Source organism: Novosphingobium aeonii (genome assembly GCF_052279045.1).
Taxonomy (GTDB): Bacteria; Pseudomonadota; Alphaproteobacteria; order Sphingomonadales; family Sphingomonadaceae; genus Novosphingobium.
Genome location: NZ_CP176832.1, coordinates 809,643 through 832,233, shown reverse-complemented (window position 1 = coordinate 832,233; position 22,591 = coordinate 809,643). Strand labels below are relative to the sequence as shown.

21 protein-coding genes and 1 tRNA gene are annotated in these 22,591 nt (G+C 65.0%); 15 read left to right on the top strand and 7 right to left on the bottom strand.

Annotation, left to right across the window (positions count from 1 at the left end):
* The first annotated feature begins 41 nt into the window (after positions 1-41).
* Positions 42-854 carry a DNA adenine methylase gene (locus ACLIMP_RS04160; protein ID WP_185998231.1) on the top strand — a complete coding sequence of 271 codons (813 nt, stop codon included), beginning with the start codon at positions 42-44 and terminating at the stop codon, positions 852-854.
* Between the two features lie 446 nt (positions 855-1,300).
* Here the strand turns inward: ACLIMP_RS04160 and ACLIMP_RS04155 are convergent, their stop codons facing one another.
* The 5 genes from ACLIMP_RS04155 to ACLIMP_RS04135 form a co-directional block, all read right to left on the bottom strand.
* The gene (locus ACLIMP_RS04155) at positions 1,301-2,161 is read right to left on the bottom strand and encodes a Shedu immune nuclease family protein (RefSeq protein WP_443478054.1); all 861 of its coding nucleotides are present in this window, start codon (positions 2,159-2,161) and stop codon (positions 1,301-1,303) included.
* Between the two features lie 213 nt (positions 2,162-2,374).
* Positions 2,375-3,412, bottom strand: coding sequence for an SOS response-associated peptidase (locus ACLIMP_RS04150; protein ID WP_443478053.1), 1,038 nt, complete (start codon positions 3,410-3,412; stop codon positions 2,375-2,377).
* A gap of 472 nt (positions 3,413-3,884) precedes the next feature.
* A complete protein-coding gene (locus tag ACLIMP_RS04145; protein ID WP_443478052.1) occupies positions 3,885-4,823 on the bottom strand; it encodes a helix-turn-helix domain-containing protein in 939 nt (312 codons plus the stop codon).
* Between the two features lie 22 nt (positions 4,824-4,845).
* Complete coding sequence (locus ACLIMP_RS04140) at positions 4,846-6,156, bottom strand: tyrosine-type recombinase/integrase (RefSeq protein ID WP_443478051.1); 1,311 nt, start codon at positions 6,154-6,156, stop codon at positions 4,846-4,848.
* A 149-nt stretch (positions 6,157-6,305) separates the two neighbouring features.
* Positions 6,306-6,379, bottom strand: a tRNA-Gln gene (locus ACLIMP_RS04135).
* Positions 6,380-6,524: 145 nt separating this feature from the next.
* Between ACLIMP_RS04135 and ACLIMP_RS04130 the strand changes: the two genes are divergently transcribed.
* Genes ACLIMP_RS04130 through ACLIMP_RS04120 form a run of 3 tightly spaced genes read left to right on the top strand, consistent with a single transcriptional unit; the run spans position 6,525 to position 9,174 of the window.
* Positions 6,525-7,964: a Ppx/GppA phosphatase family protein gene (locus ACLIMP_RS04130; protein ID WP_054441014.1), complete on the top strand. Its 1,440-nt coding sequence runs from the start codon at positions 6,525-6,527 to the stop codon at positions 7,962-7,964.
* Complete coding sequence (locus ACLIMP_RS04125) at positions 7,961-8,638, top strand: RlmE family RNA methyltransferase (RefSeq protein ID WP_054441016.1); 678 nt, start codon at positions 7,961-7,963, stop codon at positions 8,636-8,638. The genes ACLIMP_RS04130 and ACLIMP_RS04125 overlap by 4 nt, the downstream gene beginning before the upstream one ends.
* The gene (locus tag ACLIMP_RS04120) at positions 8,635-9,174 is read left to right on the top strand and encodes an RBBP9/YdeN family alpha/beta hydrolase (protein ID WP_054441018.1); all 540 of its coding nucleotides are present in this window, start codon (positions 8,635-8,637) and stop codon (positions 9,172-9,174) included. The genes ACLIMP_RS04125 and ACLIMP_RS04120 overlap by 4 nt, the downstream gene beginning before the upstream one ends.
* A 69-nt stretch (positions 9,175-9,243) precedes the next feature.
* Here the strand turns inward: ACLIMP_RS04120 and ACLIMP_RS04115 are convergent, their stop codons facing one another.
* Positions 9,244-9,870: a c-type cytochrome gene (locus tag ACLIMP_RS04115; RefSeq protein ID WP_132469377.1), complete on the bottom strand. Its 627-nt coding sequence runs from the start codon at positions 9,868-9,870 to the stop codon at positions 9,244-9,246.
* Positions 9,871-10,000: 130 nt separating this feature from the next.
* Here ACLIMP_RS04115 and ACLIMP_RS04110 point away from each other — a divergent pair, with 130 nt between their 5' ends.
* The 9 genes from ACLIMP_RS04110 (at position 10,001) to ACLIMP_RS04070 (ending at position 18,218) form a co-directional block, all read left to right on the top strand.
* Positions 10,001-10,894, top strand: coding sequence for a prephenate dehydratase (locus ACLIMP_RS04110; RefSeq protein WP_054441021.1), 894 nt, complete (start codon positions 10,001-10,003; stop codon positions 10,892-10,894).
* A 78-nt stretch (positions 10,895-10,972) separates the two neighbouring features.
* Positions 10,973-11,620, top strand: a complete 648-nt coding sequence (locus ACLIMP_RS04105) for a hypothetical protein (protein WP_324697714.1) — start codon at positions 10,973-10,975, stop codon at positions 11,618-11,620.
* Complete coding sequence (locus ACLIMP_RS04100) at positions 11,617-12,918, top strand: DUF4350 domain-containing protein (protein ID WP_185998241.1); 1,302 nt, start codon at positions 11,617-11,619, stop codon at positions 12,916-12,918. The genes ACLIMP_RS04105 and ACLIMP_RS04100 overlap by 4 nt, the downstream gene beginning before the upstream one ends.
* On the top strand, positions 12,915-13,889 hold the full coding sequence (locus tag ACLIMP_RS04095) for an AAA family ATPase (RefSeq protein WP_054441027.1): 975 nt from the start codon (positions 12,915-12,917) through the stop codon (positions 13,887-13,889). The genes ACLIMP_RS04100 and ACLIMP_RS04095 overlap by 4 nt, the downstream gene beginning before the upstream one ends.
* A 4-nt stretch (positions 13,890-13,893) precedes the next feature.
* Positions 13,894-15,231 carry a DUF58 domain-containing protein gene (locus ACLIMP_RS04090; protein ID WP_324697712.1) on the top strand — a complete coding sequence of 446 codons (1,338 nt, stop codon included), beginning with the start codon at positions 13,894-13,896 and terminating at the stop codon, positions 15,229-15,231.
* The gene (locus ACLIMP_RS04085; protein WP_324697709.1) at positions 15,228-16,274 is read left to right on the top strand and encodes a stage II sporulation protein M; all 1,047 of its coding nucleotides are present in this window, start codon (positions 15,228-15,230) and stop codon (positions 16,272-16,274) included. The genes ACLIMP_RS04090 and ACLIMP_RS04085 overlap by 4 nt, the downstream gene beginning before the upstream one ends.
* Entirely contained in the window at positions 16,271-17,242 is a 972-nt protein-coding gene (locus ACLIMP_RS04080) for an RDD family protein (protein ID WP_185998245.1), read from the top strand. Before ACLIMP_RS04085 ends, ACLIMP_RS04080 begins: the two co-directional genes overlap by 4 nt.
* Entirely contained in the window at positions 17,239-17,706 is a 468-nt protein-coding gene (locus ACLIMP_RS04075) for a GNAT family N-acetyltransferase (protein WP_054441034.1), read from the top strand. The genes ACLIMP_RS04080 and ACLIMP_RS04075 overlap by 4 nt, the downstream gene beginning before the upstream one ends.
* The gene (locus ACLIMP_RS04070) at positions 17,706-18,218 is read left to right on the top strand and encodes a GNAT family N-acetyltransferase (protein ID WP_324697705.1); all 513 of its coding nucleotides are present in this window, start codon (positions 17,706-17,708) and stop codon (positions 18,216-18,218) included. The genes ACLIMP_RS04075 and ACLIMP_RS04070 overlap by 1 nt, the downstream gene beginning before the upstream one ends.
* A 13-nt stretch (positions 18,219-18,231) precedes the next feature.
* On the opposite strand, the gene ACLIMP_RS04065 is transcribed toward ACLIMP_RS04070, so the two are convergent.
* Positions 18,232-19,242, bottom strand: a complete 1,011-nt coding sequence (locus ACLIMP_RS04065) for a CorA family divalent cation transporter (protein ID WP_054441038.1) — start codon at positions 19,240-19,242, stop codon at positions 18,232-18,234.
* Positions 19,243-19,412: 170 nt separating this feature from the next.
* Here ACLIMP_RS04065 and ispG point away from each other — a divergent pair, with 170 nt between their 5' ends.
* Both ispG and ACLIMP_RS04055 read left to right on the top strand, forming a co-directional pair.
* Positions 19,413-20,540, top strand: coding sequence for a flavodoxin-dependent (E)-4-hydroxy-3-methylbut-2-enyl-diphosphate synthase (gene ispG, locus ACLIMP_RS04060; protein ID WP_054441040.1), 1,128 nt, complete (start codon positions 19,413-19,415; stop codon positions 20,538-20,540).
* Positions 20,541-20,907: 367 nt separating this feature from the next.
* A complete protein-coding gene (locus ACLIMP_RS04055) occupies positions 20,908-22,551 on the top strand; it encodes a hypothetical protein (RefSeq protein ID WP_324697702.1) in 1,644 nt (547 codons plus the stop codon).
* The last annotated feature ends 40 nt before the right edge of the window (positions 22,552-22,591 follow it).

Below are 22,591 nucleotides of genomic sequence, written 5' to 3'. Positions count from 1 at the left end.
GCCTACCGACTCGGCGCGGGAACAAATAAGGAACATAATCAATGCTGTCGAGCCCTCTCTCGTCCATCGAGCGGGTCGAACCTGTGCGCCCGCTGGCGCCGTACATCGGAGGCAAGCGCGCGCTGGCAAAGCGCCTGGTCTCGCTGATCAACTCCATCGAGCATCGCACCTATGCCGAGGTGTTCGTGGGCATGGGCGGGGTGTTCCTGCGCCGCGACCACAAGCCGAAGGCCGAGGTCATCAACGACTGGTCGGAGGACGTGGCGACGTTCTTCCGCGTGATCCAGCACCACTACCTCGCCTTTCTCGACATGCTACGTTGGCAGATCACGAGCCGCGCCGGTTTCGAAAAGCTGCTGGCGCTGGAGCCGAGTTCGCTGACGGACATGCAGCGTTCGGCGCGGTTCCTGTATCTCCAGCGCCTCGCGTTCGGCGGGAAGGTGCAGGGCAAGACGTTCGGCGTGGCGCCGGACGTGGCCGCGCGGTTCGATGTGACCAAGCTGGCCCCGATGATCGAGGCAGTCCACGAACGGCTCGCGGGCGTTGTGATCGAGCGTTTGCCCTGGGCGGACTTCATCACGCGGTATGACCGGCCGGGGACGCTGTTCTATCTCGATCCGCCGTACTACGGCTGCGAGGGCGACTATGGCCGTGATCTGTTCGACCGGGGCCAGTTCGAACAGATGGCCGAGCAGTTGCGCGGCGTGCGCGGGCGGTTCATCCTGTCGCTCAATGATCATCCCGAGGTGCGCCGGATCTTCGCCGGGTTCGATTTCCGGGAAGAGAAGCTGGCTTACACTGTTGGTGGCGGGGCCAATGCCAAGTCGGTGGGCGAGGTGATCATCACGAATTGACCATAAGGGCTGCCAAACGGGGGGGGCTTCGAGCCCGTTTGGAAATTCGCTGCAGGCAAATTTTGCGGCACCGTCCCGTTGCTCCCCACTCTACTACCCCACATAATTATCCTGGGTGTGGTAGGGTGGGGAGCGGGCCGGTGCCGCAACGAAAATGCCCTGCTGGGCATTTCCCAAACAGCCTCTTACCAGAGTGGTCGAGATCACACGCTTGTTGCACACCGGAGAAACGGCAGAAATCGCTCCCTTCTGGACATCGACACCCTGTTCCCCGACTGCAGCGGCCGGTAGCGGAATGTCCGATGTGAACATGCAAAAGCGGGCAAGCTGCCTATCACCTACCCCGCTTCAATTGTTAGGGTACAAACAATCGTGGGCGTTGCAAGGTTCGCCTGACATGATTGTGGGAATATTTGGCATAAGCCATATTCTGGAAAGCTGGCACATTACTCGCAATCAGCCTGAGAATATATTCCTCGCCGTTCACTATTCACTCTCTCCCAGTAGGGGAGGCGCTCCAGCATGAACTGCTTACGGTCATTGCTAATGAGTGGATTTTTACCAACTGCCTCGCGAAGGCCGTTGAGTCGCTGGTCATAGCTGAACATTGCCGGTCCCAGCCGTAACGTGGGCGGGACATGAAGAACTTCATATCCCGATGGTTTATGCCGAACGCTCGTGAACTGATCGGAATTCGAATCGAAATGCAATCGATCAAAACTCATAAGAACTTCGTTTTCACCCATATGCTCGGACCTAAGGCGAGTTAAATGTTCATCATTCTCATATTCTTCACGGCGCCCGTAAATAAGCACATAATGCGGTTCAAGTTTTAGTCGATTAAATGGGATTGAGTAGTTCTTAAGGAACGCAATTTGATTCTCCGGCTTACTGAACCATACTTTCCACTCAGAAATCTGATTCTTCGCCTGAGTAAATTCAGCCGTAGGTGTCCCGTTTTTCCGAAACATTTTTTTGTCTGGAGCTTCTATCTCGATGAGAACGGGATTCAATGTCAGGCTATTTTTCGAAATCCACATGAAATCGGGCTTGCGGCGCTGATAGCCATATAGTTCCGGTTGCGAGATTACGGCATCGGGGAAAGGGGCATGCCCGGATGGCCCACCGATCACACTAAAAGCCCCCGGAATCATTGCAGGATGTTGCTCTAGGAAGTTTTGAATTTGGCATTCAGAAGGGTTGCCATTGAGCAGTTCTGGCCACGCCACCCTCAGATATTTTGCGTAATCGTCGCTCGACATGGGGCGTGGGGAGTCCGCGATGATCGTATAACGCTTTTCGAACATCGGGTGACTGTACCCGCGAATGTCCGGTTATGGGAGAGGCAACGAAAACTTTAAGCGGCCGACATGGGCGCAAAGCGGCCATGCCGTGCCCCTAGTATGAATGGCGCTTCTACTAACCTCGGCCATTCCCGAACCAGGCTGGACAGGCAACAAGCGTTAGATTTTAAACGCTTGTTGGTGGCGGCTACGAGGCGCGGCTCCGTGAAGGGGGAATCAGAATTTGGGCTCCTCTGCAGGGGGAGGTAATGTGCCTCCGCCATTTTTCCAAAGGACATTGGTGGACTGAATTCGAATGCGATCTGCCAGCATTGGTCGGTTGAAAGCAAACAGTTCGTCCAACGGGGCGTGGAGCCATGTATCCCAATCCGAAGCATCGAGAATTACCGGGGATCGGTCATGGATCGATGCCAGTTCCGGTGCATTTTCGGTCATGACGCCGGTGTAGCAGGTTCCCCATTCGTCGCTGTCGTGCCAGAGACCAGCCCATGCAAAAACCGGGCTGTCCTTGACGGACAGCCAAGTTGTCATCATCGCGCCGGCCGGGCCGACTGCCTCGGCATATGCCGCTGCGGGGATCAGACAGCGCTTTTCCGGGAACAGGGCCCATTGTTTCCAGAAGCCTTTCAGCTTGTCGAACCGCGCGTTGTTGACCGCCTTGGGCTTTAATGGCTGTCCCGCCTTGCCGCGCAGGTGGACGGGGAAACCCCATGTCATTTGTTCCAGCACGCGCTCGCCGTCGACCAGGCGCACAACCCAGCCCGGATCGCGAGGATGGACGATGGGCGGGCCCTCGTTGAATTCGCGCAACTGGCGCGTGCCGAACAGGTTCTTGATCAGCTGGCGGTCGCCCGGAGTGTATCGGTTGCACATGCAGGGAAGCTGCTGCGTTCCGCAGTCGAATTCAAGGTCAGGCGCATAGCGCCGCGCCAAGCGTCCCATTCTGATCGGATCGATCGGTTCCACGCCCATGTTATAGGCCCACGCTATCACCGAAGAAGTCATGGTGCTGGCCTGAATATAGGTCGCGCCGCTGTCGAATTGGTGAAAGGTGGACTGAAAGGCGAGGTTTTCCCAAAATTGGGCGGCCTGCCACCGCTCTGCGAAGCCGCGCTGCACCAGCAATTCCAGTGCAAGGCGATGCCCCCATGTCCGCTCGACGTCGCCGCAGTGCGCCCGTGCTGCAGCATCTTCAAGGACTTGGAGGGCAAGGCGCGAGAGGCGGTCGATTCGCATGGCGATGAAATAGAACATAACACGAACAAGCGGCAAGGTCAGTCGCGGCCGCCGCCCCATGGTGGTCGAGTGGCCCGCCCCCGCGCGCGGTCACCCCCTATCTCTCGGTGAAATATTATTGCGTATCCCCGCAACGGATCGGCCTCGCCCTGACCCCACGCGCGGCACTGGCCCCCACGCCCCGCCTCCACGCTCTTTGGGCGGTTATTTCGCATGCGGGATCGCCGTTGCGCACCCCGGAAGGGCGCGGTTTTGGCTGATAGTTGGCCGTGGAGGGCGCTTTGCGCGTCGTTTTGCGCCTTTTTGCACGCGCTTTCCGGTTACGCGCGGTTTGGAACTGGCACGAGCTTTGCTCTTGCCCCCCTGGACACACCGGGGCGGCGCAGCCGCCCCCGCGCGCCTTCTCCGTTGGCGCTCCGCTGAAGGCGGGAATTATGTTCTGGGCATGGGGGCAATACAAACTTGACGCCTAAGGGCGCCCCAAGCGCCCTTAGTCCTTTCTATCTGGTTCTGTAGGTGGGGAATGAAGCGGCATTTCCATACTTTCAGAGGCAAATGAAAGGATGCCGAGGCGGGCGTTGTACGAGGCCTGCGCGGCCGCGTCGTCGGGGTGCCGGATCGCAGCCCACTGGTCGGTGGGAATGTCGCCCATGAGCGCCATTTCCTCGCGCACGAAGGCGGCTTCATCGACCTTCTCGGCGCGCTCTTTCCCGCGCCGCAGGAAGTCGGCCGCGCCGGTCAGGGTCTTGCCCAGGCGGTCTGCCAAGCGCTGCACGCGGTTGGGCACCTTACCCGATCCTACGCGGTCGGGGTGCGCAGCGAGCGTAACGCCGCGCCGCTTGAGGATTTGCCGCATGAGCATTTGCACCGGGCTGGGCAGGCGCGTGATTTCGAAGAAGTAGGCGTTGGGCGCGGCCTTCGTCGGCTGCTTTTTGTTGTCGGTGGGTTCGCACCTGCGCACCCAATCGATCAGGCCGAGATCCCGAAGAATGTTGAGATGGCGATACACCGTGTCGCGGCCGCACTCTGCAGCCTGGGCGATCATCTCATAGGTAGCGATGCATTCGCCGGTCTTGAAATCGGTGAAGCCCAGCACTGCGTCCAGCGTGGTGAGAACGTTCCATTTCAGCGGGCGCTGCTTTTTCGGTGCTTGGCCGGTAGCCTCGCCCGCCTTCGCGCAGGCTGCCCGCTCGGCGGCGAAGGCGATTCGGGCATCTTCGTTGGCCTTTTTGAACCACTTCTTTGCGACTTCAATGATGGTCGAGAGGACGATCTTGCCTTGGCGGGCGCTGCCGTCGCCAAGGATGCGGCCGACCTGAGCGCGCGAATCGCTGACGTCGAAGGTCCGGCGCCAGAAGCTGACACGGGCTTCGGAAGATGGGATGCGGGCGGCACCTGCCAGCAGATTGCCAAAGGAGACCGCGTTCATCGCGCGGCCTCCGCTGGGTTGATCAGCCTGCCAGTGTTGCTCGATCCTTGGATCGCCATGGCCGGTGTGCCGGCAGCAGCAAGTGTGGCTCGGCCGCGCCCTGCATCAGCAAGTCGGCCCAGATTTGCGCCAGCTTTCGCCGCCGGGGCAGATACATGGCGCGATTGTAGATGGGCTCGACGCCCTGTTGCGCGTGCGCGAGCATCAGATCGATGATCGCGCGGTCGCGTTCCTGATCCTCCATCGCGGCGCGTTCGTTCATGATGGTCGAGAAGGTCGAGCGCCAACCGTGCGGCACGTGTACCCCGCGATACCCCGCGAGCCGGTACACCTTGCTCAAGGTGCTGTCGCTGATCGGCTTGGTCCACGCACCGGGGCCGGGGAAGAGCCAGCTTGGCCCGTCCCTCGACTGGCAGGCCAAGCTTTCCGAGATCGCGGCCTTTGCGACGTCCGCCGCCTGCCTCGACAGCGGAATGACGAATTCCCACGTGATATCGCGCTTCTGCGACCGCGTGAGCTTCATTTTCTCGGCCGGAATGCGCCAGATCGGGTTCGCACCGTCCAGCCCCTCGAATTCCTGCCGCTCGGCCAAGCGAACGACGCCCGGCCGCGCTGCGGTCAGCGCCAGCAGGCGGGAGGCCAGCACAGTTGACCAGTGCGACCCCGGCAAGTCCTCCACGTCCTTCAGCAGCTTCCGCGCGAATTCGACCTTGAGCGCGGCGGGCCGCAATTTCGGGTCCGTGGGCAGAAGTGCTTTCTGGATGATCGCGGCCGGATCGTTCTCTGCCAGGCCCGAGGCAATCGCCCAGACGAAGACTTCCGAGACGTGGTTGCGCACCCGGTGCGCGACGTCGTGCGAGCCGCGCTTCTCGATCCGGCGAATCATTTCCAGAACGACCGGAGGCGTGATGCCGCGAATCGGCAATTTCCCGATCACGGGAAAAACATGCAACTCCAACCGACCGAGGATCGCAGCCGCATAGCGATCGTTCAGCGTCTTGGCCTTCGCTTCGTGCCAGGCACGGGCGATTCGCTCGAAATTGTCGAAGGCGTCGGCCAGCGCTTGTATCTTGCGTGCTTGCTTCTCGGCCGAGGGGTCGATCCCATCGCGAAGCTGTGCCTGCGCCTTGTCGCGGGCGATCCGCGCGGCGCTGAGCGTCACGTCCGGGTACGCCCCAATCGAGAGCGTTTTCTCCTTCCCAGCGAAGCGATATTTGAGCCGCCAGAGCTTGGAGCCCGACTTGCGCACGAGCAAATACAGCCCTCTGTCGTCGGTCAGCTTGCGGTCTTTTTCGCCCGGAATCGCCTTCCGGCAGGCAGTGTCGGTTAGCAAGGGTGAATACCCCCGATACCCCCAACAGTACCCCCGAGAGGCCTGCGCTTGGCTGAGACTGGCTGAGACTGCATGAGCCGTATGTCGCAGAAAAAGCGGCAGAAACGCAAGGCGTTCGCGCTTGGTAGAGACCGGCTGAGATAAGGAAGTGGATGCCCCGCGAGGATTCGAACCTCGATAGACGGAATCAGAATCCGTAGTCTTACCATTAGACGACGGGGCATCGGGAGGCGCCCCTCTAGTCGGGGTCGTGATTCGCGTCAAGCCACCTTTTTGCAGTCAGGGTTGCCCCTTTGCCCGGGGGGCGTTAGCATCGCGTCAGGTATCCGCCGCTGGCGGTAAGATTTATTCGAACGAGATTACATATCATGGCGGAGCAAGATCCGCCGGCAGCAAGAGTCGATGTGTCGGGCCGCCCGGGAAGGCGGCGCAAGGCGAGGAAGGGCAAGTCACGCTCCTCCGGACCCGGCACGGCCAAGGCGCGCCCTCCGGGCAGCGCCGCCGAGGCAGGCGGAGCGCCGCGCGAAGAAACGAATTCCGACGCGCAGTCGTCACCCCGCCAGTCGCAATCGCGGCCGGGAAGTCCGCGTCAGAAAGGTTCGCGAAAATCCTCGTCTCGCCGGGGCAAGAGCGGGCGCGCGCCCGTTGCCCGCGCCAAGGCGGCCGGAACCGCGTCCAGCCCCGCACCGGAACTCCAGATCGAACCGGCCGCCGCCGCCGATCCGAAACCCGCCATCGCCCGTTTCTCCCCGGTCGCGCCGGGGCAATCGCTGCGGACGCCGTACCGGCAATCCTATGCGGCGATCGACCTCGGCACCAACAACTGCCGGCTGCTGATCGCGCGTCCTTCGGGCGAGAATTTCACGGTGATCGACGCGTTCAGCCGCGTCGTGCGGCTGGGTGAAGGCCTGGCCCAGTCCGGGCGACTGTCCGAAGCGGCGATGGACCGCACGCTGGCGGCATTGCGCGTCTGCGCCGACAAGTTGATGCGGCGCAACGTCTATCTCGCCCGTTCGGTGGCCACCGAAGCCTGCCGCCGTGCGGAGAACGGGCCGGAATTCATCGAACGCGTGCGGCAGGAAACCGGCATCGCGCTCGACATCATCAGCGCCCGCGAGGAAGCGCGGCTGGCCGTGCTCGGCTGCCACGTCCTGCTGGAGGAAGGTTTCGGCCCGGCGATGATTTTCGATATCGGCGGCGGTTCCACCGAACTCGTCCTGATCGAAAGCACCGGGACCGTGCCCCGCATCCTCGATTGGCAATCGGTGCCCTGGGGCGTGGTCTCGCTCACCGAGAGCTGCGGCCCTGAAGGCACCACGCTGGAAGAGCGCCTGGAACGCTACCGGATCATGCATGGCCTCGTGTCCGACAGTTTCGCCGACTTCGCCAAGCGCGTCTCCCCGGCGCGCGAAGGCGCGGCGCAGACCGGCCCGCTGCGCCTGCTCGGCACCAGCGGCACGGTAACCACGCTCGCCAGCCTGCACCTCGAACTGCCGCAGTATGACCGCCGCATGGTCGACGGGCTGATCGTTCCCGCCGAATCGATGCGCGAGATCAGCTCGCGGCTTTCCTCGATGTCGATCGAGGAACGGCGCGAGGTGAACTGCATCGGCCGTGAGCGCGCCGATCTCGTGGTTGCCGGTTGCGCGATCCTCGAATCGATTCTCGACCTCTGGCCCGCCGCCCGCCTCGGGGTGGCCGATCGCGGTATCCGCGAAGGCATCCTGCGCAGCCTCATCGCTTCGCATTCGGCCAGCAAGACCCTGGCTCCCGCCGGGCACTCACACCAATTGGAGAACCGGCCATGAGCCGTTCCGGACGCGACCCCAACGAGCGGCTTCGCACCGCCAAGAAGCGCACGACCAGCTCTGCGCGCTGGCTCACGCGCCAGATCAACGATCCTTACGTCAAGCAGGCCAAGGCCGACGGCTATCGCAGCCGTGCCGCGTACAAGCTGCTGGAGCTCGACGAGAAGTTCGACCTGTTCAAGGGCGTGACCCGCGCGGTCGACCTGGGCATCGCGCCGGGCGGATGGAGCCAGGTGCTGCGCCTGAAATGCCCCAAGGCCAAAGTCGTGGGCATCGACCTGCTGCCTACCGACCCAATCGAGGGCGTGACCATCTTCGAGATGGACTTCATGGCCGACGAAGCCCCCGCCGCGCTGGAAGGCGCGCTGGAAGGCGCGCCCGACCTCGTGCTTTCGGACATGGCCGCCAATACCGTGGGCCACAAGCAGACCGATCACTTGCGCACCATGGGCCTGGTCGAGACGGCCGCCGACTTCGCGATCCAGTATCTGGCGCCCGGCGGCACGTTCGTTGCCAAGGTCTTCGCGGGCGGCACCGATACCGAACTGCTCGGCATCCTGAAAAAGCGCTTCACCAGCGTGAAGCATGCCAAGCCGCCCGCCAGCCGCAAGGGTTCGTCCGAGTGGTACGTGATCGCCAAGGGCTTCAAGGGGCCTGCGGACACGCCTGAATGACGCGCTACGTGGTCCTGCCCGGCATCGGCGGTTCGGGCGCGGAGCACTGGCAGTCACACTGGGAGCGCGCAGACTCCCGGATGCACCGCTTTGCGCCGGAAAGCTGGGATGCGCCCCGCCTCGACCAGTGGATCGAAGCGCTCGACCACGCGGTGTCCCGCGCGGCGGAGCCTCCGGTACTGGTTGCGCACAGCCTCTCGTGCCTGCTGGTGGCGCACTGGAGCCGCCGGTCCAGCCTGACCGTGCGCGGCGCCTTCCTTGTGGCGCTGCCGGACCCGCAAGGCCCGTCGTTCCCCGCCGAGGCTGCCGGTTTCGCCGATCCGCCGGAAGCGCCCCTGCGTTTTCCCGGCCTGCTGATCGCCAGTTCCAACGATCCTTACGGCACGCTCGAACATGCCCGGCTGAGGGCGGGCCAATGGAGCTGTCCGCTGATGGAGGCAGGCGATCTCGGCCATATCAATGCCGCCAGCGCGCTTGGCGACTGGGCCTGGGGCCGCGCGGAACTCGATCGCTTCGAAGCGGGCCTCGCGAGATAACGAAAACGGTCCGCAAGGCGACTCGGTGACGCCCGCGGACCGCTTTCTGCCGGCCTGAGCCGGAATGACTTACTGCGCGGGGGCTTCGCTTGCCTCGGCAGCCGGAGCCGCAGCACCTTCCGCGGGAGCGGCGGCGGCATCGGCCGCCGGGGCCGCACCGGCAGCGGGCGCTGCGGGCAGCGGCAGGTTCGAACCCTGCGCGTTGAGATAGGCGATCACGTTGGCGCGGTCTTCACCCTTGGGCAGGCCTGCAAACGTCATCTTGGTGCCGGGCGCGAAAGCCTTCGGGCTCTTCAGCCATTCGTTCAGCTTGTCGAAGTCCCACTTGCCGCCCACGCCCTTAAGCGCATCGGAGAAGGCGAACCCGGCCACGCCCTGGCCGATGCCTTCGCCAACCACGCCATAAAGGTTGGGACCAATGCCGTTGGCACCGCCCTGGTTGATCGTGTGGCAGGAGGCGCACTTGGCAAAAGTGGCCTGTCCCTTGGCGGGATCGGCGCTGGCAAGGAGCGTTGCGATAGGGGCTTCGCCGCCGGCTTCGCTTTCCTGTTCCACACCTTCGATGGCATAACCCATCGTTTCGGGACGATGCGGCTTGTCCGCACGGAAGTAATGAGCGCTGACGCTGGTCAGACCGAGACCGACGATACCGGCGAACAAAGCCCAGCCGGCAATGGTGTTGAAACGATCATCCATTTGTTGTTTGCCCTTGCCCCACGGGTGGAGTTTTTTCTCATCCTCTTTGGCCTCAGGCTCTAGAGTTGCCAGCAGGTTAGTGCAAGAGCCATTGCGGACATCGCCTTTGCGGCTTAATCGCGCGGGCGCTATGCATTCCTATCCCGAACCCGCTCTCGACCTTGTCGCCCGCATGACCGAGGCTGCCGTGGCCGATCCCGCCCGCGCGGTAGCGCTTCAGGGAGCGCCCGGCTGCAACTCCCATCGGGCGGCGCTCGAACACGATCCCCAGTGCCTGCCGCTGCCGTGTTTTTCATTCGAGGACGCGCTCGATGCGGTGAAGGACGGGCGCGCGGACCGGGCGATCATCCCGATCGAGAACTCGCAGCACGGCCGCGTGGCGGACATTCACTTCCTGCTCCCCGAAAGCGGCCTGTCGATCGTCGGCGAGCATTTCATGAGAATCGAACATGCGCTGATGGCGCTGGGCGACGGACCGTTCTCGGCCGCCTACAGCCACCCGCAGGGCCTTGGCCAGTCGCGCCGTTACTTGCGTGAACGGGGCATCGTGCCGATGGCCTATGCCGATACCGCAGGTGCCGCCGCCTTCGTGCGCGAACAGGGCGACATGGCCGCCTGCGCCATCGCGCCCAAGCTCGCCGCCGAACTTTACGACCTCAAGATCGTCGAGGAAAACGTCGAGGACGCGGCGGACAACACCACGCGCTTCGTCGTGCTTGCCCGCGAACCGCTCGATCCCTTCGCGCTGAAGGGAGAGAAGGCGATGACCACTTTCATCTTCGAAGTGAAGAACATCGCCGCCGCGCTCTACAAGGCGCTCGGCGGATTCGCGACCAACGGCGTCAACATGACCAAGCTGGAAAGCTACCAGATCGGCGCCAGCTTCGCGGCGACGACGTTCTATGCCGATATCGAGGGCGCCCCCGGAGAGCCGCGCATCGACATGGCGCTCCAGGAACTGGCATTCCACTGCAAGTATGTCCGCCCGCTCGGCACTTACCGGCAGGCGCGTGCGCGGGGATAAGTCATCTAATTTCCACAACGGGTTGCACAGCTGATACCCCCATGCCAATCATCGCCGGGTATGGCTGGTGGGGGTCAGATGGCGGGTACGACCGCAAGCCGCGACGCGGCGAGCGACTGGGAAGCCGTGCGCAGCGTCGGCGATATCCAGTTCGCGCCGCTTGCCCGGGTCAAGCCTCCCGCAAACCCGCAAATTCCGGACTGGCTGCGCAAGCTGGGCGAAGTGCTGGAAAGCATCTTCGCACCGATCGGCAAGCTGCTCGGCATGTCGTGGCCGGTATTCGAGAAAGTGCTTATCGCCTTGGCGATCGTGCTCGTTCTCTTCGTGCTCTGGCGCATCTTCCGCCCGCTGATCGAAACCTGGCTTAGCCGTCCCGCCGAAGCGCCCGAGGAAAGCTGGGCGCCCGCCGAAGCGGAGGCGCTGGCACTGCTCGGCGATGCCGACCGTCTCGCCGCCGAGGGCCGCTTTGCCGCCGCGGTCCACCTGCTGCTGAAACGCAGCGTCGGCCAGATTCGCGACGCCCGGCCGGATTGGCTGCACCCGGCCACCACCGCTCGCGAAATATCCTCCTTGCCGATGCTCCCGCCAAACGGGCGCGAGACGTTCGCCACCATCGCCGCGCGCGTCGAACGCAGCCGCTTCGCCTTGCGCGATCTCGACCAGGATGACTGGAACGCCGCGCGCGAGGCCTATGCCCGTTTCGCCAAAGTGGAACTGCGCGCATGAGCGGGAAGAACGCCCCCGTAGCCGTAGGCGCCAACCCGTTCTCGCGCTGGGCGGTCCTGGGAATCGTTGTCGTGGGCGCCGCACTCTTCGTCGCCCTTCTGTGGATGATCGCCACCGGCGCGGGCTTCGAATCCGGCAACGACGGAAAGGCCCATGCCGAAGGACGCGGCCTCAACGGCTATGCCGCGCTGGCCGGCTATCTGGACAGACGCGGCTATGCCGTGACGCTCGGCAAGAGCCGTGGCGGTCTCGACAAGCCGGGCCTGCTGGTGCTCACCCCGCCCGCACAGGCCGACGGCAAGGAAATCAACCGGATCGTGGCAGCCCGGCGCTATGTCGGCCCCACTCTCGTCATCACGCCCAAGTGGCTGGCCTTGCCGGCCGACAGCCGCCAGAAAGGCGCGAAGCGCGGTTGGGTGAACCTGCAGGGCATCGCGCCCCCGCGCTGGGAAGGTTTCCTCGACGAACTCTCGGCCCAGGTCTCGCCGATGACAGCGGCGGGCTGGCAGGGGGCAGGCCTTTCCGGCAAATTGCCGCGAACACGGTTCGTCATGTCCGGCGCTGGCACGGGCCTGGTGCGGCTGATCCATGCGGACGAAACACAGACGCTGGCCGGGTTCATGGATGACGGCGGAACCTACCCCCGCCTTGAGGCCATGGCCGAGGACCGCGTGCTCTATTCCGGTGAAGAGGAAGACCTCTATCCGCTGGTGATCGTGTTCGAGCCGGACCTGCTGGACAACTACGGCATGGCCCGCTTCGAAAATGCCCGGCTGGCCGAGGCCCTCGTCGGCGCGATGGAGGTGAAGCCCGGCGATCCGATCACGTTCGACATGACGCTCAACGGCTTCGGTCGTTCACGGAACCTGCTCACGCTGGCCTTCACCCCGCCCTTCCTCGCCGCCACGCTCTGCCTGCTGATGGCCGCGCTGATTCTGGGCTGGCGTGCCTTCCTGCGCTTTGGACCGCCGCTCGCCGCCGAACGGGCGATCGCCTTCGGCAAGCGCGCGCTGGTCGCCAATTCCGCAGGACTGGTGCGCCGCTCGCGCCGCCTGCACCTGATCGGCGCCCCTTACGCGGACCGCAGCCGTGAACGCCTGATGCGCGCCCTCGCCCTTCCCCGCTCGATGCCGGGCGAAGAAGCCGACGCCGCGATCGACCGCGCGCTGGCCTCTCGCAAGGCCGATGCCGAACCCTTTTCCGCGATTTCCGCCCGCCTCCGGCGCGCGCGGAAACCGCACGATCTCGTCAAGGCGGCGCGCGATCTCCACGCGCTCGAAAGGATGCTGACCCGATGACCGATGCCCCCAGTCTCGACCTCGCCGATGTCGCCGCGCTCGCCGGGGATATCCGCGAACAGATCGCCAAGGCGGTGGTCGGGCAGGCCGAAACCGTCGAACACCTGCTGATCGCCCTCCTCGCACGCGGGCACGTGCTGCTGGAAGGCCCTCCGGGAACCGCCAAGACCTTCCTCGCGCAGTGCTTCGCCGCCACGCTGGGGCTGGACTTCGGCCGCATCCAGTTCACCCCGGACCTGATGCCGGGCGATATCCTCGGCTCGAACCTGTTCAATTTCCAGACCAGCCAGTTCACCCTGACGCACGGGCCGATCTTCTGCGACCTGCTGCTCGCGGACGAGATCAACCGCACGCCGCCCAAGACGCAGGCCGCCCTGCTCGAAGCGATGCAGGAGCGCCGCGTCACGCTTGATGGCACCCCCCATGCCCTGCCCGCGCAGTTCATGGTCGTGGCCACGCAGAACCCGATCGAGAACCAGGGCGTCTATCCGCTGCCCGAAGCCCAGCTCGACCGCTTCCTGTTCAAGCTGAACGTGAGCTACCCCAGCTTCGAGGAAGAGCTGCGGATCGTCTCGCGCTTCGGCGAGAATCGCGGTGCGCCCAGTCCGGCCGAATGCGGCGTGGAAGCGGTGGCGAGCACGGCCATCCTCGAAGCCGCCTCGCGCACCGTCGCGGCGGTGACGCTGGCCGACAGCGTGACCGACTATGTCGTGCGGCTCGTTCGCGCCACTCGCGAAAGCCCGGACCTTGCCAGCGGCGCCAGCCCGCGAGCGGCCGTCCTGCTGGCCGGTGCGGCCCGTGCCCGTGCCGCGCTTGACGGGCGGGACTACGTGGTGCCGGACGATGTGAAGGCGCTCGCCACCGCCGTGCTGCGCCACCGCCTCCTGCTCAGCCCCGCCGCCGAGATCGAAGGCAAGCAGGTCGAGGCGCTCGTGGCACAGCTCGTCGAACAGACCGAGGCGCCACGCTGAACCGATGAGCCTGCGCTCCGCCCCTCTCGTCCCGACCGCACGCGCCGCCGTGCTGCTGGCGCTCGCCGCGCCGGTGGCGCTGGTGATCGGCGCGACGCGGCCCGAGGCATGGGTCGTGGCGCCGGCCTTCGGCCTCGCGGTGCTGGTGCTGATCCTGATCGACGGCCTGCTCGCCGGCGGGATGGAAGACCTGCGGATCTCGGCCCCCGGCGATATCGAAGTGGGCAAGGACGCGCACTTCACCGCCGAGGCGGATCTTCCGCGCCGCGCCGCGCGGGCCGAGCTCGCGCTCGAATGCGATCCCCGCCTCGCGCCGGGCGGCCGCGCCGCGTTTCCGCTGGAGCGGCCGGTTCCGGCCGGAAAGGCCCCCTGGAAAGGCACTTTCGCATTCCGCCCTTCGCGGCGCGGCACCGGCCGGATTTCCACGGCCTGGCTGCGCTGGACCGGGCCGCTCGGCCTTGGCGCACGGCAATTCCGGGGCGCGGTCGGCAAGGACGTGCGCGTCTGGCCCAACATCGAGGCCGTGCGCTCGCCCGCCTTGCAGACTTTCCTGAAGGACGCGCAGTTCGGCCTGATCGCCCGCCGCATCCGGGGCGAAGGCACGCAGTTCGAATCGCTGGCGGAATACCAGCCGGGCATGGACCGCCGCCGGATCGACTGGAAAAGCTCGGCCCGTCACGTCCATCTCTATGCCAAGGAGTACGAGACCGAGCGCAACAACCAGATCGTCTTCGCCTTCGATTGCGGGCAGGCGATGTGCGAGCCGATCCAGGGCATGCCCCGGCTCGACCGCGCGGTCTCGGCGGCGCTGGCCGCCGCTTATGTCGCACTGAAGGGCGGAGACCGCGTCTCGCTGTTCGGCTTTGCATCGCGCCCCGAAGTGGCGACGCCCTTCGTTTCTGCCTCGCGCGATTTCCACCGCCTCCAGCGGGCGGCCGCCGGCCTCGAATATCGGTCGGAAGAGCCCAACTTCACGCTCGCGCTGGCGACGCTGGCTTCGCGGCTGCAACGTCGTTCGCTGATCGTGGTATTCTCCGAATTCGCCGATCCCACCAGCGCGCAGCTCATGATCGAATCGATTGGCCGCCTCGTCTCCCGCCATGTCGTGCTGTTCGTGACCATGGCCGATGACGAACTGGAGGCCATCTCCGATGCCCCGCCCGAGGACATGGAAGTGCTGTCGATGGCGGTCTCCGCCGATACCCTGCTGCGCCAGCGCGCGCTGGTCACGCGGCGGCTCCAGCAACTCGGCGTCGATGTGCTCGAGGCGCCCTGGCACACGATCGGCACGCGGCTGATCGACGCCTATCTGGAAATCAAGCGATCGGGAGCGATCGGATGAACGCGGCCACCCTTCTTCCCGACAACGCCATCTTCGCTCTCGAAAGCGCGGCGCTCCGGTCCGACCGCTTCCGGCTGGAGCGCGAGGCCGACTGGCAGCGGCTGGAGGCGATCGTCACCCGCATGGAAAAAGGCCGTTTGCGCCGCCTTTCCGACGAAGACCTGCTGGCGCTGCCCGGCCTTTACCGCACGGTAGCCTCAAGCCTTTCCATCGCGCGCGAAACCTCGCTCGATGCCGCCACGCTGGCTTACCTCGAAGCGCTGGTGCAGCGCGCGTGGTTCGTCGTCTACGGTCCGCGCAGTTCGCTATGGGATTGGCTGCGCGGCTTTCTCGGCGGCGGGTGGAGCGCCGCCGTGCGGGCGATCTGGATCGATGTGCTCGTGGCCCTGGCGGTCATGATCGCGGGCGCGGCCGTGGGCTGGCTGCTCGTCTCGCACGATGCCGACTGGTACCAGATCCTCGTGGGCGACATGGCGGGCAATCGCGTTCCCGGCGCCACGCCGGAAGCGCTTCGACAGACGATCTTCGGCGATACCGACCAGCCGGGGATGAGCGTGTTCGCCGCCCAGCTTTTCAGCAACAACGCACAAGTCTCGATCCTCGCCTTCGCGCTGGGCTTCGCCTTCGGCATACCCTCGCTGCTGCTGCTGGTGCAGAATCTGGCCTCGCTGGGAGCGATGCTGTGGCTCTACAACAGTGCGGGGCTGCTGGTCGACTTCGCCGGATGGCTGGCCATCCACGGCACCACCGAGCTTTTCGCGATCCTGCTGGCGGGCGCCGCGGGCCTGCACATCGGACGCGCCATCGCCTTTCCGGGCAATCGGCCGATCCTCCAGGCCACGGCCGAAGCGGGCCGCCGTGCCGCGCTGGTCATGACCGGCGTGGTGCTGATGCTGATCGTCGCCGCCCTGCTGGAAGGCTTCGCGCGCCAGCTCATCGACCAGACGTTCGGCCGCTTCGTCGTCGGCGGCTTCATGCTGGCGCTGTGGAGCGCCTATTTCTTCGCCTTCCGCGGCAATCGGGGCAAGGTCCGCGCGGCATGAACGCATCCGCGACCCGCACCCGTTTCACGCACCGGCGATCCTCCCGTGAACGCATGCTGGTGACGCCGGAAGGCATAACGGTGCCGGTCACCGTTGCCAGCCGGGGTTCGCGGGCCGGGGCGCTGATCCTCGATCTCGTCATCATCGCCGTACTGATCGCGGCCACGACGGCCGCGCTGATCTTCATTGCCGGCGGCATGACCGCGTTCGACCGCCAGCTCGAATCGAAGAACGCGCTGGGCCATGCCCTGCAGTTCCTGGTGATCGTCTGGATCGTCATCATGTTCCTGTTCCGAAACGCCTATTTCCTGTTTTTCGAGCTGGGTCCGCGCGGGGCAACACCGGGCAAGCGCCTGGCCGGCATGAGGATCGCCGCGCGCGATGGCGGGCGGTTGACCGCGGAAATGGTGATCGCCCGCAACCTGCTGCGCGATATCGAACTGTTCCTGCCGGTGATCTTCATCATGCAGGCCGGGGTGGAAAGCAGCATGGGCTGGTTCGCCGCCGCCGGGTGGTTCGCCCTGTTCCTGCTGTTCCCCCTGTTCAACCGCGACGCCCTGCGCGCCGGGGACGTGATCGCCGGCACCTGGGTTCTCGAACGGCCGCGCCGCAAGCTCGAGGCGGCGCTGTCGGTCGGACTGGAGGCCGCGCCGAACCCTCCCATGGCCCGCGGCGACGAAGACTTTCCTGCCGTTGCCACGCGCCGCGCCTACCGCTTCGAGGACGCGGAACTGGCGGTTTACGGCGAATTCGAGCTTCAGGCACTCGAACGGGTGCTGCGCGAGAATCGCCAGCAGTCGATGGAAAGCGTGTACCAGACGATCGCGCAGAAGATCGGCCGGAACGATGGCTGGAACGACGAGCGCGCCTTCCTCGAAGCCTATTACACCCAGTTGCGCGCCCGACTGGAAGCGGGCATGCGCATGGGCCGCCGCAAGGCTGACAAGTTCTCCGGAGCGCCCGAATGACTCTCCATTTCACCATCGTCGAGGACGACTTGACCGGGCACGAGGTGCTCGGCCTGCTTCAGCTCCATCTCGATGAAATGCACCAGTGGTCGCCGCCCGAAAGCGTGCACGCCATGCCCGCCGAACGCCTGCGCCAGCCGGACGTGACGTTCTTCTCGGCATGGGACGGCGAGCGCCTGGCCGGATGCGGGGCGATCAAGCATCTCGGCGAGGGGCACGGCGAGCTGAAGTCGATGCGCGCCGCGCCCGATTATCGGGGCCGGGGCGCCGGCAAGGCGATCCTGCTGCGCCTTCTCGACGAAGCCCGGGCGCGCGGCTATGCGCGCGTGAGCCTGGAAACCGGGCGCCCCGAACCCTTCCACGCCGCGCACGGCCTCTACCGCGCCAACGGCTTCACCGAATGCGAACCTTTCGGAGGCTACCGCCCCGATCCGTTCTCGATCTGCATGACCAAGGAACTGTGATGAACCTGCGCCCCGCCACCGCCGAGGATGCCGCCGCACTCGCCGATCTCGGCAGGCGCAGCTTCGTGGTGAAGTTCGGGCACATGTACACGCCCGAGGATCTCGCCAATTTCCTCGAGGATTCGCACAGCGAGGCGAAAGTCGCCAAGGAAATCGCCGATCCCGGGATGCGTATCATGCTGGCGGTCGAGGAAGACCGGCTACTGGGCTATTGCAAGATGGTGCTGGACTGCGGCTGGCCCGAACATGCGCGCGGCGGCGCGGTCATCGAACTCAAGCAGCTCTATACCGATCCCGAGGCCACCGGGCAGGGCATCGGCGCCAGCCTGATGGACTGGGCGCTCGACCTCGCGCGGGAACGCGCCGCTGACGAAGTGCAGCTCTCCGTATGGAGCGGCAACGAGGGCGCGCAGAAGTTCTATGCCCGCTACGGCTTCGGCAAGGTTGCCGACATCCACTTCATGGTCGGCGAGCAGCGCGACGAGGAATTCCTGTTCGCCCGCATGATGTGAGGGCCGGCGCGCTTCAAAGCCACTTGAGCCGGCGCGCCACCATGATCTCCGCCGCAAAGATGCACAGGCACATCAGGACGATGATCCAGAACCCGTGAGAGCCCGGCGCGGCCAGCGGAATGTCCCCCACGTTGATGCCCAGCAGCCCGGTGATGAAGCTGAGCGGCAGGAAGATTCCGGCCACGATCGTCAGCAGGTACTGCGTCTTCTGCGTATTGGCGGCGGCACGGGCGCGGATATCGTCCTGCAGGACCACGGCGCTTTCCTTGCTGATGTCGAGATCGTCGAGATGGCGGCGCAGCCGGGCGATGGTCTCGGCGATCTCGCGCCGGTCGTGCTCCTCGAACCAGGCAGGCGCGCTGTTGGCGATGCTGGTCAGTGCCTCGTGCTGGGGGGACATGTGCCGCTTGAGCGCCAGGCAGTTGCGGCGAACCGCCACGATCTTGTCCAGCATCTCCCCGGTATCGTTGCCGATCGTCTCGTCTTCCAGTTCGTCGATCATGTCGTTCATGTCGATGATCGAGTGGCTCATGCGGTCGATCATGTGCTCGGTCAGCGCGGTGACGAGCGCGCCGGCATCGTTCGGCCCCATCCCGCTGTCGATCTCGTTGCAGACGATGCGCGGGGTCTGGAGCGGCAGGCGGCGCAGGGTGACGACGCGGACGCCATCGCTCCAGAGCTGCATGGAGACCATGTCCTCCGGCTCCGCGCCCGGATTGAAGTTGATGCCGCGCAAGGTGGCGACCAGCGAATGGCCCTCGCGGAACGCACGCGGCCGGGTGGCGTCGCTGGTGAGCAGTTCGGCGGTCGGCTCGGTCAGTTCCAGCCAGTCTTCCAGCCATTCCTGCACGCCCAGGTGCGTGCGCAGCAGGTGAATCCACAGCACCGGTTCGGCGGCAGTGGGATGCCAGCGCTGCACTTCGTCCCAGTCGATCGGCCGGCCTCCGCCTTCGCCATCGAGCACGCGGCCGAACAGCAGGGGCAGGTGCGCGCCGCTGTCATCGTTCAGGACTTCTTCCTTCATGCCGGCCCTGATGCCCGAAATCCCTGGGCCGCAAAAGGCCCTGGCGATATCCGCCGCGAAACCGGTGGCAAGCCCATCTGCCCCCGGTCCTGCATCGAAAGCCGAAAGGCTTATCGCCGCCCGCGCAATCGTGCTTCAAACCACGCCCGCAAGCGCCTATAGGGGGCGCCATGTCTTCCATACGTCCCTGGCGCGATATCGAACGCCGCAAGAGCCGCCAGATCATGGTCGGCAATGTACCCGTCGGCGGCGATGCCCCGATCACGGTGCAGACCATGACCAACACCCTGACCTCCGACGCCGGGGCGACGATCGACCAGATCCGCCGCTGCGAGGATGCCGGGGCCGATCTCATCCGCGTCTCCTGCCCCGATGTGGAAAGCACGGCAGCGATGCGCGAAATCGTGCGAGCGTCCCGCGTTCCGCTGATCGCGGACATCCATTTCCACTACAAGCGCGCCCTTGAAGCGGCAGATGCCGGCGCCGCGTGCCTGCGCATCAACCCCGGCAACATCGGCTCGTCCGACCGCGTGGCCGAAGTGGTGCGTGCCGCCAAGGCCAACGGCTGCGCGATCCGCATCGGCGTGAATGCGGGCAGCCTCGAAAAGGACCTGCTGGAAAAATACGGCGAGCCCTGCCCCGAAGCGCTGGTCGAATCGGCGCTCGACCATATCAAGCTGCTTCAGGACCACGATTTCCACGAGTACAAGGTGGCGGTGAAGGCCAGCGACGTGTTCCTCGCCGTGGCCGCCTATCAAGGGCTTGCAGACGCGGTGGACTGCCCCCTGCACCTTGGCATCACCGAGGCGGGCGGGCTGATCGGCGGCACCGTGAAATCCTCGATCGGCATGGGCATGCTGCTCTGGTCCGGGATTGGCGACACCCTGCGCGTCTCACTCTCAGCCGAGCCGGAAGAGGAAGTCCGCGTCGGCTTCGAGATGCTCAAGGCGCTGGGCCTGCGCACGCGCGGCGTGCGCGTCGTCTCCTGCCCGTCGTGCGCCCGCCAGGGGTTCGACGTGATCCGCACGGTGGAGGCGCTGGAAGACCGCCTCCAGCACATCAAGACGCCGATCTCACTGTCCGTGCTCGGCTGCGTGGTGAACGGCCCGGGCGAAGCGCGCGAGACCGACATCGGCCTCACCGGCGGCGGCAACGGCAAGCACATGGTCTATCTCTCGGGCGTGACCGACCACGTCGTGCAGTCCGAGGAAATGCTCGACCACATCGTGAGGCTGGTGGAAGCCAAGGCTGCCGAGATCGAAGCCGCCAACGCGGCCGAGGCTCAGGCGGCGGAGTAAGCCCGCATTGTCGCGCTCCCAAGGGGCGCGACAACCTGCATCAACGGTGCCGGATCAGGCGCCCAGCCCCGAGAACCCGGACCAGACCACGAAAGTGGCCATGGCAATGATCGAGGCCATGACGGCCGGGACGAGTTTCGATTCGGGGCTGCTCATAACCTGTCCATGCCTTGCCAAAGTGCTTTGCCTGAGCGGGATGGCGCCTTTCTAGCGGCGCCGGCGCGGCGGGGCCATGTCGCAGGTCGGACGGATTCCGCGCCCCGTCGAACACAGCGCCCCGCTCTGCGTCCGCGCGCGCCTTCTTGCGTCTTGCCGTATCCCCAGCCCCAGCGTTATCCAGTGGCCGCGACTACAAAAGGGGGAAATCTTGAAATCAAAGGCTTCGGCAGCCCTGCTGCTGGCGACCGCGCTCGTCTGCACGACGAGCGCAACGGCTCAAACGGCGCTCGATGCGGGCAGCATCGCACCGCCGGCTCCGACGATCAACGACACCAGGGACAAGGGACCTGCCGATCCGCTGTCCGTCCTTCCCGAGGACGTGAAGAAATACGGCTCGCTCTATCTGCGGTGCGACGGCCAACCCAACAACATCACCGGCGCGGAAAGCTTTGCGCGGCTTCTGGGCGCGGTCACGCTACTGGCCCTGTTCGCCCCTCCGCCCGAGGCTGGCAATCCCTCGAAGCGGCTGCTTGCCGAACGCGGCGTGGCGGCCTGCAGCAAGCTGCTCGACGATCCCAAAGAGGAAACCAACGGCCTGCGCCGCCTGCCGCTGATCCTCGCCCGGGCAGTCCACCAGTTCGAAGCCAAGGACTACAAGGCGGCGCTTGCCGATGTCGCCAAGGCGCGGGGAGAGGCGCAGGCGCTGGGGCTGATCGGCAATTCCTACTTCGACCGTTCGATGGGGCTTTCCTTCAACCTCCTCGAATCCCAGGCCCTGCTGCGCCTGGGTCAACCTGCCGAGGCCCGTCAGGTCAGCCTGCGCAACGCGCTGGCCATGCCTTACAGCTTCTACGCCGGCATTTCGACGCGGCCCTATAGCTCCTTCCAGCGCAGCATGAGCACCGAGGAAGAGCAGTACTATCGCAACATGAGCCGGATTTCCGGCGTTTTCGGCGTGGCCCTGGCTGACCGTCTCGACGAAGTGGGACGCTTCTCCGAAGCTGCCGTGCTGCGCGACGAGACGATCGGCTTCCTCACGGAACTCGACGGCGATACACAGCGTTCCTGGCCACTCGCCAACGCCGCCATCTCCCATGCACTGGCCGGAAACTGGGCATTGGCGGCCGAACGGGCGAAGAAGGCCCGCGAAAACATGGACGCCCTGATAGCCAAGGGAAAACCGGAGGAGAACCAGTCGGCCATCGTCGAGCGTCTCGACCTCTACGATATCCTGCTGCTCGCCCATGACGGCAAGGTCGACGACGCCCGCCGCAATTTCGCAGCCCGCTCGCAATGGCTCTCGCCCAGCTTCGGCGCCCTTCTGGCCACCAATGCCATGCTCAGGAAGGATGCAAAGCCCGAACAGCTCTTCGGATCGCTGGCCCAGACTCCCGAGCAGATCTGGGCCCTGCGAGAGAAGAACGAGATGGCCAAGCTGCTCGAAACGGACGGCAACAACCGGACGCTGTTCACCTACATCCTGCCTTACGCGCAGATCAAGGACTACGAGCGCCTCAGCAAGGACGTCTGGAACGCGCAGAAATCGAAACTGATCGCCAAGGAGCCGATCAGGAATTCGAAGTTCTACGTGGTCAATATCTGGTCCGATGCGATGACCCAGCCCGAAGCCTTGCTGCTCCACAGCGCGCTTCTGGCCAAGGCCAGGGGGTTCAGCGGCTTCATCTACCTCTCCCTGCCCAACCGTCCGCAAAGCGGCATCGTCCGCTTCGGCAATCCCGGCGATGCGGGGATGATGTCCGGCAGCTATCTCGATGCCGATGCCGTCATCGCCGACTTGCGCAAGGTCATTCCCTCGCCCGAGGAACTGGCGGCGCGGCGCAAGACCGCCTGACCCCGGACAGACGGACCAGCAAAAAGCCCCGCCGGAGCGA